Consider the following 13,206-nt stretch of genomic DNA (forward strand, 5'->3'; position numbering starts at 1 on the left):
CCGGATATCAGCGACGCGCGAACTCCGCCGCTGAGGTCGCGACGTCAGCGACGACCGCAGGATCCTCCGCCAGCGCCGGGTCGACCAGTCGGAGGAGCGCCCTCACCCCGCGGTCGCCCGCCTCGGCGGCCGCGCGGGTCAACTCGGTGCCGGCGTGGTCGGTGGGCAGGGTCCCGTTCCGAGCGCCGGCCACCCAGGCACCGAAGGCGGTGATCGCACTCGGCGCGTCCCGTCCTGCCCGCCGCTCGGCCAGCAGCACCGGAGCGAGGCGCACCCGCAGCTTCGCCACGCCCTCCTGACCGATCTGATCGAGCGAGTGCCGGATGCGGCCGTTGTCGAACCGGTCGAGGAGGGCCGCCCGGTACGCGGACAGATCGAGCCCGTCCGCGGGCAGGTGCGCAGACGCCTCCGCCCACCACTGCTCCACGAGTGCGCGCGCGGTCGGATCGCCGATCGCCTCCGCGACGGTCCGGTGCCCCCGCAGCGGTCCGACGTAGGCCAGCAGCGAGTGGGCGCCGTTCAGCAGCCACAGCTTGCGGCGCTCGAACGGCTCGATGTCGTCGACGAAGCGTGCCCCGACGCTCTCCCACGCCGGCCGCCCGGCGGGGAACTCCCCCGACAGCACCCAGTCGTGGAAGGGCTCCGTGACCACCGGCACGCGGTCGTGCCTCCCGGTCGTCCGGGCGAGGGCCGCGACGTCCTCCGGCGTGGTCCTCGGGGTGATCCGGTCGACCGAGGTGGAGACGAAGGCGACGGACTCGTCGAGGTAGGCGACCGTCGCCGGCGACACCCGCTCGGCGAGGGAGCGCAGTCCCCTCCTCACGAACGACCCGTTGTCGGGCAGGTTGTCGCAGGGCACCACGGCGACCGGACCCGCGTCGGCGCGGCGCCGGTGCTCGAGGGCGGTGAGGAGGCGGCCCAGGGGGGTCAGCGCGGCATCCGCGGGATCGGGTCGCCCCGCTCGCAGGGAGCCCGGCAGCCGGGCGAGGTCGGAGCGCATGGCCTCGACCGACTCGTCGGGCCGCCCCTCCGCGTCGAGCGCGTAGCCGGCCTCGGTGACGGTGAGGGTGACGAGGGCGGTCTCGGGAGCCGAGAGGACCTCGGCGAGCCGGTCGACGCGAGCCCCCTCCTCGGCGCGGACGATGCTGTCGACGACGGAGACGTCGTCGCGCTCGGCCGAGCGCACGATGAGCGAGTAGAGCCCGTCCTGCGCCGCGAGCTCCTGCGCGGCGAGCGGACTCCTTCCGGTGAAGGCGGCGATGCCCCAGCCGTCCCCCGCCTCGGCGGTGTACCAGGCCTGGTGCGCCCGGTGGAAGGCGCCCAGGCCGAGATGGGCGAGGCGGACCGGCGGCCGCTCCCGGCCGCTCACAGCTTGAACACCTTCCTCGGCTGGGTGTCGACGAGGTCGACGGCCCGACGCTCGGCCTGACGCCGGGTCAGGCGGCCCTCGGCGACCAGGCGTGCGAGGAACACCGAGTCGAGGCGGCGCGACATGTCGTGTCGGGCGGGGATGGAGAGGAACGCGCGGGTGTCGTCGATGAACCCCGAGCCGCGGGAGAAGCCGGCGGTCTCGGTGACCGCCGACCGGAATCGGAGCACGGAGTCGGGCGCGTCGAGGAACCACCACGGCGCTCCGATGAAGACGCTCGGATAGAAGCCGGCGAGCGGTGCGATCTCGCGGGAGTAGGCGGACTCGTCCACCGTGAAGAGGACGAGGTGCAGGTTCCGCTCGAGCCCGTACCTCTCGAGCAGGGGCCGCAGATCCTGCGTGAACGTCGTCGTCATCGGGATGTCGTGCCCCGAATCCGGCCCGAACGCGCGGAGCGTCGCGCTGGAGTGGTTGCGGACGACTCCCGCGTGCACGGTCATCACCAGCCCGTCCCGTGCGCTCATCCCCGCCATCCGCAGCAGCATCGCGCCGCGGAACTCCCGCGCACCCGCGGCGTCCAGGCGGCCGGCCACGGCGAGGCGGAAGAGCGCCGCGGTCTCGTCGTCCGAGAGGTCGGCGGTGTAGCAGTCCGGCACGCCGTGGTCGGCCGAGACGGCACCGTGGTCGATGAAGTGCGCTCGGCGCGCCTCCAGAGCATCGAGGTAGCCCGCGAAGTCGTCCGGAGCCGTCCCGTGCCCGTCGGCGAGCCGGAGCACCCGCTCGCCGAAGTCCGCCGCCGCGGGATCCAGGTACGCGTCCGGGCGGAAGGTCGGCAGGACGCGTCCGGTGATGGCCGGGTCCGCGGCGAGAGCGGCGTGCGCCGCGAGGTCGTCGAGCGGGTCGTCGGTCGTCGCCAGCACGTCGATCCTGAACCGCTCGAACAGCGCGCGGGGCCTGAACTCCGGTCGCGCGAGACGGGAGGCGATGAGGTCGTAGACCGCGTCGGCGGTCTCGCCCGACGGGGCGACCGTGACGCCGAACAGCTCCGACAGCTCGTGCATCAGCCAGTACCCCGATGCCGTTCCCTCGAAGAGGTGCCAGCGGCTCGCGAAGAGGCGCCAGATCTCGCGGGGGTCCGCCGCGGCCCCTCCGACGCCGAGATCGGCCAGGTCGACGCCGTCGGCGTGCAGCAGGCGGGTCACGTAGTGGTCGAAGCGGATCAGCAGGTCGGCGGGATCGGCGAACGCCTCGTCGTCGAGCAGCAGCGACGGAGCGACGTGCCCGTGCGGCGAGACGATCGGGAGATCGGCGATGCCCGCGTAGACGTCGCGCGCGATGCCGCGCGTGACGGGGTCGCTGGGGAAGAGCCGGTCGGGATCGAGGGTCAGCGGTTCCACGCTGGTCGACATGGGGTGCTCCGTTCTGTCGAGTGCGTGCGGGGGCGCTCGGTCACCAGTCGTGGACCGTGCCGTCGGCGAGCCGGTTGTACGGCAGGTACGCCTGCTCGTACGGGTAGCGGCCCGCCTCGTCCACGTCGAGCTCGACGCCGAGCCCCGGCTGGTCGCCCGGGTGCAGCATCCCGTCGCGCCACGTGAACGACTGGCGGAACACCGAGTCGGTCTTCGCGCCGTGCTTCATGTACTCCTGGATGCCGAAGTTGTGGATCGCGAGCCCGAGGTGCATGGCGGCCGCCATCCCGACCGGCGAGATGTCCGTCGGCCCGTGCATCCCCGACTTGATCTGGTACTGCGAGGCGTAGTCGAGGACCTTCTTGAGGTGCGTGATGCCGCCCGTGTGGGTGACCGCGCTGCGCACGTAGTCGATCAACTGCTCGCGGATGATCTGCTGGTAGTCCCAGACGGAGTTGAAGATCTCGCCGATCGCGAGCGGCGTGGTCGTGTGCTGGCGGACCAGCCGGAGCGCCTCCTGGTTCTCGGCGGGGGTGCAGTCCTCGAGCCAGAAGAGGTCGTACGGCTCGAGCGACTTGCCCAGCTGCGCGGCCTGGATCGGGGTCATGCGGTGGTGCGCGTCGTGCAGGAGGGGCAGCTCGGGCCCGAACTCGTGGCGGACGGCCTCGAAGACGGTGGGGACGTGGCGGAGGTAGCTGCGCGTGTCCCAGTCCTCCTCGTTCGGCAGAGCGCCGCGCTGCGCCGGCTCGTGGTCGTAGCGGACTCCGCTGTTGGCCTCGAAGGTGGCGTTGGAGGCGATGCCGTAGATCGACTTCAGGCCGGGCACTCCGGTCTGGATGCGGATCGCGCGGTAGCCGGCCTCCTGGTGCTCGCGGACCGAGTCGAACAGCTCCTCGGTCGACTTGCCCGATGCGTGCCCGTAGGCGAGCAGGCCGTTCCGCGACGCTCCTCCGAGGAGCTGGTAGACGGGCATGCCCGCGGCCTTGCCCTTGATGTCCCAGAGCGCCATGTCGACCGCGGCGATGGCCGCCATGGTGACGGGCCCGCGCCGCCAGTAGGCGCTGCGGTAGAGGAACTGCCAGGTGTCCTCGATCCGCGAGGCGTCGCGCCCGATGAGGAGCTGCGCGACGTGCTCGCGCAGGTAGGCGACGACCGCCATCTCGCGCCCGTTCAGCGTCGCGTCGCCCAGGCCGGTGAGGCCGTCGTCGGTGGTGAGCTTCAGTGTCACGAAGTTCCGGTCGGGGCTCGTGACGATCACTTCGGCCTTGTCGATGATCATGGCTTCCTCACTGGCGCCCGTCGGGGGCGCCTCTGACTGGATCGAGCGCGGAGGGCTCGAGAGGGGATGGGATCGCGGGAAGGGGTCGCGTGGCGGATCACGGAGCGATGAGGCCGGCGACGGTCGGCAGCCAGAGCGAGAGCTGCGGGACGAACGTCACCACGAAGAGGCCGATGCACAGCGCCCAGAAGAAGGGCCAGAGCCGGTTGATCACCGGCTCGATGCGGACGCCGGCGACACGGGCCGCGACGAAGAGGTTGTTGCCGATCGGCGGCGAGATGTTGCCGAGGCACATGTTGAACACCATCATCGCGCCGAAGTGGATCGGGCTGACCCCGAGCGCGGTGACGACCGGCAGGAAGATCGGCGTGAAGATGAGGATCGCCGGAGTCGGGTCCATGACGGTCCCCGCCAGCAGCAGGACCACCATGATCAGGATGAGGATCACGGTGACGTTGTCGGTCACGCCGAGCAGGCCCTCCGTGATCAGCTGGGGGATCCGCGCGTACGACAGCACCCACGCGAGGATGCTCGACACTCCGATCAGGAGCATGACGATCGCGGTCGTCTTCGACGCGTCGAGCACGATCTTCGGCAGGGACTTCAGCGGCAGGGTGCGCTGCGCGAGGCCGAGGAGGAAGGAGTAGAGGACCGCGATGACCGCCGACTCCGTCGCCGTGAAGAAGCCGCTGAGGATGCCGCCGATCACGATGACGATCATGAGGAGCGCGGGCAAGGCCTTCAGGAGGATGACGAACCCCTGCCGCGCGGTCGGGCGGGCGGCGACGGGGAGGCCCTTGTTCTTCCGGGCGTAGAGGGCGACCATGACGGCGCAGATCGCGACCCAGAGCAGCCCGGGGCCGACGCCGGCGAGGAACAGTGCGGCGATCGAGGTGCTCGAGACGAGCGCGTAGACGATGAAGGTGTTGCTCGGCGGGATCAGCATGCCGGCGGGGGACGCGGCGGCGTTGACCGCGGCGGAGAAGGCCGGGTCGTAGCCGTCCTTGCGCATGCGGGGCGAGAGCACGGTCCCGACCGCGGCAGCGGAGGCCACCGAGGCGCCGGAGACGGCTCCGAACATCGCGTTCGCGACGACGGTCGTCTGGGCGAGCGGGGCGGGCAGCCGCCCCGCGATCACGAGCGCCAGGTCGATCAGACGGGAGGCGATGCCGCCGGTGTTCATGAGTCCGCCGGCGAGGATGAAGAACGGGATCGAGAGCAGCGCGAACGAGTTGGTGCCCGCGAAGACCCGCTGCGCGGAGGTGAGCGCCGCCCCCTCCCACCCGAGCAGGACGACGATGGCGAGAGCCGAGGGCAGGCCCATGGCGACGGCCACGGGGAGCCCGAAGGTGATGCCGAGCGTGATGCCGCCGAGGAGGACGACGGTGGCGAGGACGGTGACGGAGTCCATGGCCCTCAGACCGCCTCTGTCGTGTCGTCGAGTGTCGGAGTCGGGGCCTCTTCGCCGCTGAGGATGCGGGCGAGGTGGATGAGCGAGTAGACGGTGATGAGGACTCCGGCGACGGGAAGGGCCAGATAGACCTGGCCGACGGTGAGGGGGAGGGTGGAGATCGCCTGGCCCCAGGCGTTCTCCGCGATCCGCGAGCCGCCCGCCACGAAGGTGAACAGGGCGAAGAAGACGATGAGGAGCTGGACCAGGACGGCGACGATCTTCTGCGCCGGTCGCGGGAACTTGTCCACGAGGATCTCGACGGCGATGTGTCCGCGCTCCGAGAAGACGAGCGCCGCGCCCAGCAGCGCCAGGACGACGAAGGTGTACAGGGCGGCCTCCTGCGTCCACGGTGCCGAGTTCTGCAGCACCTGGCGCGTGAAGACCTGCCAGCTCACGATCGCCACGAGGGCGACGAAGAGCACGATGCAGACCACGCCGAGGACGCGGTCGAGGACCCGGCGCAGCCGGTCGAGGAACGCGATCGAGCGCCTCGCCGGCGGGCGCGGAGCCGATCCGCCCTCGGGGGCGCGGTCGGGTGGGGAGGTGTCGGACATGTCGTCGTCCTTCTCGGGGAGGTTCGTGCCGCGGTGGTGGCGGTGGGACAGGAGCGGGAGGAGGCGACCGCGGCGAGGCGGTCGCCTCCCTCGGTCACTCGGCGGCGGCGCGAGCGGCGTCGAAGAGCTCGGTCTGCCGCTCGTCGGTGATGAACTCGTCCAGGAGCGGGGAGATGGCGTCGGCGAACGCCTCGCTGTCCACCTCGGTGAACGTCGCTCCCGCGGCCGTCGCGTCGGTGATCGCCGACTCGGTCGCCTCGTTCCAGAGCTCGGTGTGCTGCTGCCAGGTCTCGCCCCAGGCCTCCGTGAACGCGGCGGCGTCCTCCTCGGACATCTCGTCGAGGACGCCGGCGTTGCCGATGAGGTAGTCGAGCCCGATCAGGTGCCGGGTGTACGAGAAGTAGGGGGCCACCTCGTAGTGCTTCTGGGTGAAGTACGAGACCTCGTTGTTCTCGGCGCCGTCGATGACTCCGGACTGCAGGCCCGTGTAGACCTCGCCGAAGGCCAGGGGAGTGGGCGAGGCGTCGAGCGCCTCGATCAGCGAGATGAACAGCGGGCTCTCCTGCACGCGGATCTTCAGGCCCTCGAGGTCGGCCGGCTCCTCGGCCGGAGCCTGCTTCGTGTAGATGCTCCGCGCTCCCTGAGTGAAGCCGCCGACGACCGTGATGTCGTTGCTCTCCTCGAGAGACGTGTAGAGCTCGTCGGTGAGCTCCGGCGAGTCGTTCACGACCGTCATCTGGTGCTCGATCGAGTCGAAGACGGTCGGGAGGTCGTAGACCAGGAAGTCCGAGGAGAGGTTCTCGAGCTGCGGCCCCGAGACGATGGCCAGGTCGACCGAGCCGTCGCCGACGAGCTGCAGGGTCTCGGCCTGGGCGCCGAGCGTCTCGTTCGGGTAGACCTGGATCGACCAGCGGCCCTCCGTGGCCTCGTCGAGCCGCTCGCCGAAGGCCTCGAGAGCGATGTAGGAGGGGTGCTCCTCGGTCTGGTTGAGAGCCAGCCGGAGGGTCCTGCTCTCGGTGCCGGAGGACTCGGCGTCGCCGCCGGATCCGGAGCAGGCCGTGAGCCCGAGGGCGGCGATCGCCGTCATCGAGACGGTGGCGAGGAGCCGGGTGCTCGTCCGCATGTGATTCTCCTTCGAATGCAGTGCGCAGGGGGGATGGGGCGGGTCGTCGTCGACGTCCGCACGCCGTGACGGCTGATGGCGGGTGACCGACGCGTCAGCCGGTCGGTGTCGTCCATTCACCCAAGCGGCGACGAGGGCGGCAACCGGTTGCCGCCAGTTGCCACGGATCCGATGGCTCAGTGGCTCCCGCTGCGGCCGGCCGCCGACCACCGGCGCGACGTGCGGGCGCGTCCGGTCGACTCCCGGACGATCAGCTGCGTGGGGAGCAGGGCCGTCTTGAGGCTGCCGTCGGCGTCGCTCGGGCGCCGCGTCGGCGTCCCCCGCAGGTCGGCGAGGAGGGTCTCGATCGCGACGGCACCGAGTTGCCGCAGCGGAGCCGCGACCGTCGTCAGCGGCGGCGTGCAGAAATCGGAGCCGAAGATGTTGTCGAACCCCAGGACCAAGACGTCGTCGGGGACGCGGGCGCCGAGGCTCTGCAGGCCCCTGAGCAGTCCGATCGCCATCAGGTCGTTGTAGGCGATGACCGCGGTCGCCTGCGAGGAGGCGAGCTCATTGGCGGCGGCGAGGCCGCCCGCCTGGGTCGGTTCGAAGGGGCCGATCCGCTTGGTCGTCAGCCCGCGCTCCTGGGTCGCTCCCCGCAGGGCGTGCCATCGGATGCCGTTCGCCCAGGACGCCTCCGGGCCGCCCGCGTACGTGATGGAGGTGTGCCCGAGCTGCGCGAGGTGGTCGACCGCGCGGGTCATCCCGCCCGCGTTGTCCGAGGTGACGCTGGTGACATCGCTCATCGAGCGGTTCAGCAGCACGGTGGGCCTCTGCCTCGCCGCCATCCGGATCGCCGCGTCCGAGAGCCTCGAGGTGGCGAGGATGATGCCGGCGACCATCGGCAGGGTCCGGTCGAGCACCCGCTTCTCGGCCTGGGCCGACTCCTGGACGTCGGCGACGAGGAGCGTGTAGTCCGCCGCTGCCGCCTCCTCCTCCGCGCCGCGGAGCAGATCGAAGAAGTAGGGGTTGGTCACGTCGGCGACCACGATCGCGATGAGGGAGGAGGCGACGGCGGGGGCCGGGCGCGCGAGCTTATCGGTGCGGTAGCCCAGCTCGGTCGCCACCCGGCGGATGTGGGCCGCGGATTCGGCGCTGACGCGACCGGGCCGCGAGAACGTGCGCGAGACCGTCGAGGGAGCGACGCCGGCCGCCGCCGCCACGTCGTAGATCGTCGGGCGTTTCGCAGGCGGCTCGGGCGGAGGATCCGGCGCCTCCGGCGGCTCGCTCGACGTCTTCGTCATGGCCCGATAGTAGGTGCGCGCCGCGACCTGTTGCCAGACATCTGTCGATCGGCGCGCGAAGAGATGGCAACACGTGGCAACCGCCGGCAGCGTCGCGCGAATGCGGGAGCATGACCGCATGACCGAGCTGTCGACGAGCGGGGGTGCTGCCCCCGGTGACCTCACTCCCGAGCAGGCCACGCAGGTCGACGTGGCCGAGTACGAGCTGCGGCGGCTGGGCCTCGCCGAGGCGAGGGTGCTGCACCGCGGTGACCTGGCGATCATCGACGCGCCGGCTCGCGACCTCAGCCTGATCGCGAACAGCCCCCTCCGGGGCGAGGTGCTGCGAGCCGTGAGCGCCGCGGGATTCGCTCACGTGGCGCTCGACCTCTCCGGCAGGGCCTGAGCGCCTCGACCCGCCCTCGCCCGAGACAACTCGTGGCAATCGCTGGCCGGGCCTCGGAGGCGGCGACACAGTGGTGCCACTGCCCCCGCGGGGCGGCAGGAGTGGGCTGGAGGTCCGGCCACGTGATCAAAGGAGATCGATCGATGCCATTCACCAGGACAGGACGGGCGAGGCGCTCGGCGCTCGCCGCGTCGACCATCGCCGCACTGGCGCTGACAGGAGGGGTCGTCACGGCCCAGGCCGTGCCCGCCGCCGCCGCGGTCAGCCAGCCGGCCGTGCAGTCGAGGGTCAAGGACACGGTGGTCGTCGACGGGCTGCAGTTCCGCGATCTCAACGCCACCGGCGCCGTGGAGCCCTACGAGGACTGGCGCCTGCCCGTCGAGCAGCGCGTGAGCGACCTCGTCGAGCGGATGACCCTCTCCGAGAAGGCGGGGCTCATGCTGATCAACACCATGAACGCCTCGTGCGACGAGACCACGGGCGAGCGCGGGATCGTTCCCGCCTCGGGGGTCGCCCTCCTGAACGACCAGAACATGCGCCGCTTCGTGTTCAGGAGCGTCGTCGCCGACGCGGCCTCGGCGTCGTGCTCCTCGCCGACCCCGAGCGAGGCGGCCACGTTCACGAACTCGGTGCAGGAGCTGTCGGAGGCGAGCCGCCTCGGCATCCCCTCCCTCTTCAAGTCGAACGCCCGCAACCACATCGACCCCGATGTCCGCTTCGGCATCAACGAGGCGGCCGGCGCGATGACCGCGTTCCCCAAGGAGGCGGGGCTCGCCGCAGCCGCGCTCGGGGAGGCGCGGGCGAACGACACGTCGACCCTCGGCGACATGGGCGTGATCGAGGACTTCACCGGTGTGATGGGTGACGAGTGGTCGGCCATCGGCCTGCGCGGCATGTACGGCTACATGGCCGACCTGTCGACCGAGCCGCGCTGGTACCGCACGCACGAGACGTTCACCGAGAGCGCCGACCTCAACTCCGAGATCATGGGCACTCTCGTCCGGGAGCTGCAGGGACCGGTCGACGACGAGGGCGTCTCGCTCTCGGCCGACACCGACGTCGCCCTCACGCTCAAGCACTTCCCCGGCGGCGGGCCGCAGGAGCTCGGCTTCGACCCGCACTACTCCTTCGGCAAGACGCAGGTCTACCCGGGCGGGGCGTTCGGTGACCACATCAAGCCGTTCGAGGCCGCGATCGACGCCGGAGTCTCGGCGATCATGCCGTACTACGGCGTCCCGATCGACGTCGAGTACCAGGGAGTCCAGTACAACCCGCTCGGCATGGCGTTCTCGGACCAGATCGTCAACGACCTGCTCCGGGACGACCTCGGCTTCAACGGGTACGTCAACTCCGACACCGGGATCATCACCGACCGGGCCTGGGGGCTCGAGGAGGCCTCGGTCCCCGAGCGCGTGGCCACCGCGATCAACGGCGGCACCGACACTCTGTCGGGCTTCAGTGACACGAAGACCATCACCGATCTCGTGGATCAGGGGCTGGTCACCGAGGAGCGCGTCTCCCTCGCGGCCGAGCGCCTGCTGACGCCGCTGTTCCAGATGGGCCTCTTCGAGAACCCCTACGTCGACGCGGCGGCCGCCGACTCGATCGTCGGCTCGGCCGAGAACGAGGAGACGGCGCTCGACCTGCAGCGCAAGTCGCTCGTCCTGCTGCAGAACGAGACGACCGCCGAGGGCAGCACCGCGCTCCCGCTCGCGAAGGGCGCGAAGGTGTACGTGCTCGGCGACCTTGACCCCGCCGTCGTGGCGGAGTACGGCTACGAGGTGGTCGACGGCAACGTCCTCGACGCGAACGGCAACCGCCCGAGCGCCGAGGGGAGCGACCACGTCATCGTCTCGATGCGGGCGAACAACGTGAACACCGGCGACTACGACAGCCGCGTGGCGGCCGAGACGGCGCCGATCAACCCGATCGTCGCCGAGGGCTTCGAGGGGCTCGACGGCGAGAGCCGCTACGGCGCGACCGACGCCTGCGTGGCCTACGGTGCCGAGAGCTGCAGTGACAACGGACTCCGGTTCGGCGGCTCGCTGCCGTGGGAGTCGAGCATCCTCGACTTCACCGGGATGTCGGAGTCGGAGTCGTGGCAGGTGACCCCGTCGCTCGACGTGGTCCAGCAGGCCATGGCCGAGGTCGGCGACCCCGACAAGGTCGTGCTCAACGTGTACTTCCGTCAGCCGTTCGTCCTCGACGAGGCCAGCGGTCTGCGCGACGCCGGTGCCATCGTCGCCGGCTTCGGCAGCAGCCCGACGGCGCTCATGGACGTGCTCTCGGGCGAGTACAACCCGCAGGGGCGGATGCCGTTCGCCCTGGCCGGTACGCGAGCGGCGGTCGAGCAGCAGTACAGCGACCTCGCCGGCTACGACGAGACCGAGGACGGCGTTCTGTTCGAGTTCGGTCACGGACTGTCGTACGACGAGACGAGCACCCTCGACGTCGAGCTCTCTGCCACCTCGCGGGTGTCCGGAGGCAAGACGGTCGTGACCCTGAGCGCGACGAACAACGAGGAGATCCCGGCGGGCCTGGCGATCACCACGAGGTTCGGCACGATCCCGCTGCCGCGCCTCGAGGCCGGGGCCACCACGACCCGGCGCATCACCCTGCCGGGCACATCCCTCCCGACCGGATCGGTGACCGTCAGACTGACGGCGACCGTCGACGGGCGTGAGGTCGTGCTCCTCCAGGACGTCGAGGTGGAGCGCCTGCGGTAGCCGCTCTCGCGAGAGAACCGGCCCGTCTCGAGTCACCGCCTCCGCTGCGGCGTCCCGAGACGGGCCGGTTCTCCGTCCGGCGTGCAGCCTCAGCGCGCCAGCGCCGCCAGCTCGGCCCGGTTCTGCGCCCCGGCCTTCCGCAGCAGGTTCGACACGTGGAACTTGGCCGTGTTCTCGCTGATCCCGAGCTCGTCGGCGATGCGGTGGTTGGAGGCGCCGAGCGTGATCAGGTGCAGCACCTCGCGCTCGCGGGCGCTCAGCTCGACGACGTCGAGCCCGTCGGGCTGGGCAGGCGGGTCCAGCGGCAGCCGGATCGACAGTGTCGAGCCCCAGCCCGCCGTCGAGGTGATCTCGAGCCCGCCGTCGAGGCCGCTGACCCGCTCGGCGATCGGGCGCAGCGCCTCGTCGCGCGCGGTCAGCACCCCGCGCCCGTCGTCGCGGATCTCGATCAGCAGGTTCAGGCCGTCGCAGTCCCACTGGATGCGGACACGACGGGTCTCCTCCGACTCGACGAAGGCGAGGACGGCGCTCCGCACGATGGCCCGCGCGGCGTGAGCGACCTCTCCGGGCAGTGCTCGCCCGGTCGCGGGCGGCTCGACGAACTGCACGTCGAGGTCGCCGAACCGCACGAGGGGGCGCAGGTCTCCGCGCAGGCGGGCGAAGGCGCCCACCACGGGCTCGAGCATCGCACTGCGCTGCTCGTCGGTCGCGGTGCGCAGCTCGACCAGGGCGGTGGTCGCGATCTCGACGGCCTCAGCCCGGGCGGCCCGGTCGTCGAGGCGCGGCGCGCGCAGCACGGCGAGCACCGACTCGAGAGTGACAGCGTGCCGGTCGGCCTGGTCGGCGACGGTGCGGGCGTGCTCGAGGAGCTCCGAGCGGGAGGCGGGGTCTGCGGACTGCATCCCTCGAAACTACCCGCCGCACCTACCCGCGACGCACCCGCCTACCCGTTCGGGTAGGTGCTCCTCCTCGGTCAGGTGGCGGCTCCGGATGTCGCACGGGCGCACGCTGAGAGCATGCCCGACGCACCGACCCCTCCCTCCGCCGACCCGACCGCCGACCCCGCTCGCGCGCTCGCGGCGATCGTCGCCGAGGTCGGGACGGCGGGTGCCGCCCTCGTCCCGGAGCAGCTCGAGGCGGTGGCCGCCCTGCTCGCCGACGCCGAGCGCGTCTTCGTGCACGGAGCGGGTCGCTCCGGCCTCGCCCTGCAGATGACCGCGATGCGGCTGATGCACCTGGGACTGCGCGTCCACGTGGTCGGCGACGCGACGACGCCGGCGATCGCCTCCGGAGACGTGCTGCTCACGGCGAGCGGCTCCGGCACCACGGGCATCGTCCGCGCCGCTCAGAACGCGGTCGACGCCGGCGCCCGGGTGGCGGCGCTCACGACCGCCGCCGACTCGCCGCTGGCCGGGCTCGCCTCCGCCGTGATCATCGTGCCCGCGGCCGACAAGCTCGACCGCTCGGGCAGCGCCTCGGCGCAGTACTCGGGCGGGCTCTTCGAGCAGCTCGTGGTGCTCACCGGCGACGCGCTCTTCCACGCGCTGTGGAAGCGCGGCGATGCCAGCGCCGACGAGCTCTGGCCGCGCCACTCGAACCTCGCATGACCTCCACTCTCTACAGGA

General features: G+C 71.3%; 11 protein-coding genes. 3 read left to right on the top strand and 8 right to left on the bottom strand.

Going from position 1 to position 13,206, the window contains the following annotated elements; all coding sequences use genetic code 11:
- Nucleotides 1-7: 7 nt before the first annotated feature.
- From B9Y99_RS17695 to B9Y99_RS17725, 7 genes are all read right to left on the bottom strand, one after another.
- On the bottom strand, nucleotides 8-1,369 hold the full coding sequence (locus tag B9Y99_RS17695) for a mannitol dehydrogenase family protein (RefSeq protein WP_085477972.1): 1,362 nt from the start codon (nucleotides 1,367-1,369) through the stop codon (nucleotides 8-10).
- A complete protein-coding gene (gene uxaC, locus B9Y99_RS17700) occupies nucleotides 1,366-2,778 on the bottom strand; it encodes a glucuronate isomerase (protein ID WP_208857010.1) in 1,413 nt (470 codons plus the stop codon). Before uxaC ends, B9Y99_RS17695 begins: the two co-directional genes overlap by 4 nt.
- A gap of 40 nt (nucleotides 2,779-2,818) precedes the next feature.
- Nucleotides 2,819-4,057, bottom strand: a complete 1,239-nt coding sequence (manD, locus tag B9Y99_RS17705; protein WP_085477973.1) for a D-mannonate dehydratase ManD — start codon at nucleotides 4,055-4,057, stop codon at nucleotides 2,819-2,821.
- A gap of 97 nt (nucleotides 4,058-4,154) precedes the next feature.
- Nucleotides 4,155-5,468 carry a TRAP transporter large permease gene (locus tag B9Y99_RS17710; protein WP_085477974.1) on the bottom strand — a complete coding sequence of 438 codons (1,314 nt, stop codon included), beginning with the start codon at nucleotides 5,466-5,468 and terminating at the stop codon, nucleotides 4,155-4,157.
- A 5-nt stretch (nucleotides 5,469-5,473) separates the two neighbouring features.
- Nucleotides 5,474-6,064, bottom strand: a complete 591-nt coding sequence (locus B9Y99_RS17715; protein ID WP_085477975.1) for a TRAP transporter small permease — start codon at nucleotides 6,062-6,064, stop codon at nucleotides 5,474-5,476.
- A gap of 94 nt (nucleotides 6,065-6,158) precedes the next feature.
- Nucleotides 6,159-7,187, bottom strand: a complete 1,029-nt coding sequence (locus B9Y99_RS17720; protein WP_085477976.1) for a TRAP transporter substrate-binding protein — start codon at nucleotides 7,185-7,187, stop codon at nucleotides 6,159-6,161.
- Between the two features lie 176 nt (nucleotides 7,188-7,363).
- Nucleotides 7,364-8,470 carry a LacI family DNA-binding transcriptional regulator gene (locus B9Y99_RS17725; protein WP_085477977.1) on the bottom strand — a complete coding sequence of 369 codons (1,107 nt, stop codon included), beginning with the start codon at nucleotides 8,468-8,470 and terminating at the stop codon, nucleotides 7,364-7,366.
- 118 nt (nucleotides 8,471-8,588) lie between these two features.
- Between B9Y99_RS17725 and B9Y99_RS17730 the strand changes: the two genes are divergently transcribed.
- Both B9Y99_RS17730 and B9Y99_RS17735 read left to right on the top strand, forming a co-directional pair.
- The gene (locus B9Y99_RS17730; protein WP_085477978.1) at nucleotides 8,589-8,855 is read left to right on the top strand and encodes an adenine nucleotide alpha-hydrolase family protein; all 267 of its coding nucleotides are present in this window, start codon (nucleotides 8,589-8,591) and stop codon (nucleotides 8,853-8,855) included.
- A 143-nt stretch (nucleotides 8,856-8,998) separates the two neighbouring features.
- Nucleotides 8,999-11,581 (top strand): glycoside hydrolase family 3 N-terminal domain-containing protein, encoded by a 2,583-nt coding sequence (locus tag B9Y99_RS17735; protein WP_085477979.1) that lies wholly within the window; start codon nucleotides 8,999-9,001, stop codon nucleotides 11,579-11,581.
- Nucleotides 11,582-11,670: 89 nt separating this feature from the next.
- Here B9Y99_RS17735 and B9Y99_RS17740 read toward each other — a convergent pair whose 3' ends face one another.
- Nucleotides 11,671-12,483, bottom strand: a complete 813-nt coding sequence (locus tag B9Y99_RS17740; RefSeq protein WP_085477980.1) for a LuxR C-terminal-related transcriptional regulator — start codon at nucleotides 12,481-12,483, stop codon at nucleotides 11,671-11,673.
- 114 nt (nucleotides 12,484-12,597) lie between these two features.
- On the opposite strand from B9Y99_RS17740, the gene hxlB reads away from it, so the two are divergent.
- Complete coding sequence (hxlB, locus tag B9Y99_RS17745; RefSeq protein WP_085477981.1) at nucleotides 12,598-13,188, top strand: 6-phospho-3-hexuloisomerase; 591 nt, start codon at nucleotides 12,598-12,600, stop codon at nucleotides 13,186-13,188.
- Nucleotides 13,189-13,206 lie beyond the last annotated feature (18 nt).

Origin of the sequence: Rathayibacter oskolensis, from assembly GCF_900177245.1 — a bacterium.
Taxonomy (GTDB): Bacteria; Actinomycetota; Actinomycetes; order Actinomycetales; family Microbacteriaceae; genus Rathayibacter; species Rathayibacter oskolensis.

Bases quoted from the DNA above. Each gene is read 5' to 3' on its own strand.
- uxaC (WP_208857010.1), bottom strand. From the start codon at position 2,778: ATGTCGACCAGCGTGGAACCGCTGACCCTCGATCCCGACCGGCTCTTC.
- manD (WP_085477973.1), bottom strand. From the start codon at position 4,057: ATGATCATCGACAAGGCCGAAGTGATCGTCACGAGCCCCGACCGGAAC.
- B9Y99_RS17710 (WP_085477974.1), bottom strand. From the start codon at position 5,468: ATGGACTCCGTCACCGTCCTCGCCACCGTCGTCCTCCTCGGCGGCATC.
- B9Y99_RS17715 (WP_085477975.1), bottom strand. From the start codon at position 6,064: ATGTCCGACACCTCCCCACCCGACCGCGCCCCCGAGGGCGGATCGGCT.
- B9Y99_RS17720 (WP_085477976.1), bottom strand. From the start codon at position 7,187: ATGCGGACGAGCACCCGGCTCCTCGCCACCGTCTCGATGACGGCGATC.
- B9Y99_RS17725 (WP_085477977.1), bottom strand. From the start codon at position 8,470: ATGACGAAGACGTCGAGCGAGCCGCCGGAGGCGCCGGATCCTCCGCCC.
- B9Y99_RS17730 (WP_085477978.1), top strand. From the start codon at position 8,589: ATGACCGAGCTGTCGACGAGCGGGGGTGCTGCCCCCGGTGACCTCACT.
- B9Y99_RS17735 (WP_085477979.1), top strand. From the start codon at position 8,999: ATGCCATTCACCAGGACAGGACGGGCGAGGCGCTCGGCGCTCGCCGCG.
- B9Y99_RS17740 (WP_085477980.1), bottom strand. From the start codon at position 12,483: ATGCAGTCCGCAGACCCCGCCTCCCGCTCGGAGCTCCTCGAGCACGCC.
- hxlB (WP_085477981.1), top strand. From the start codon at position 12,598: ATGCCCGACGCACCGACCCCTCCCTCCGCCGACCCGACCGCCGACCCC.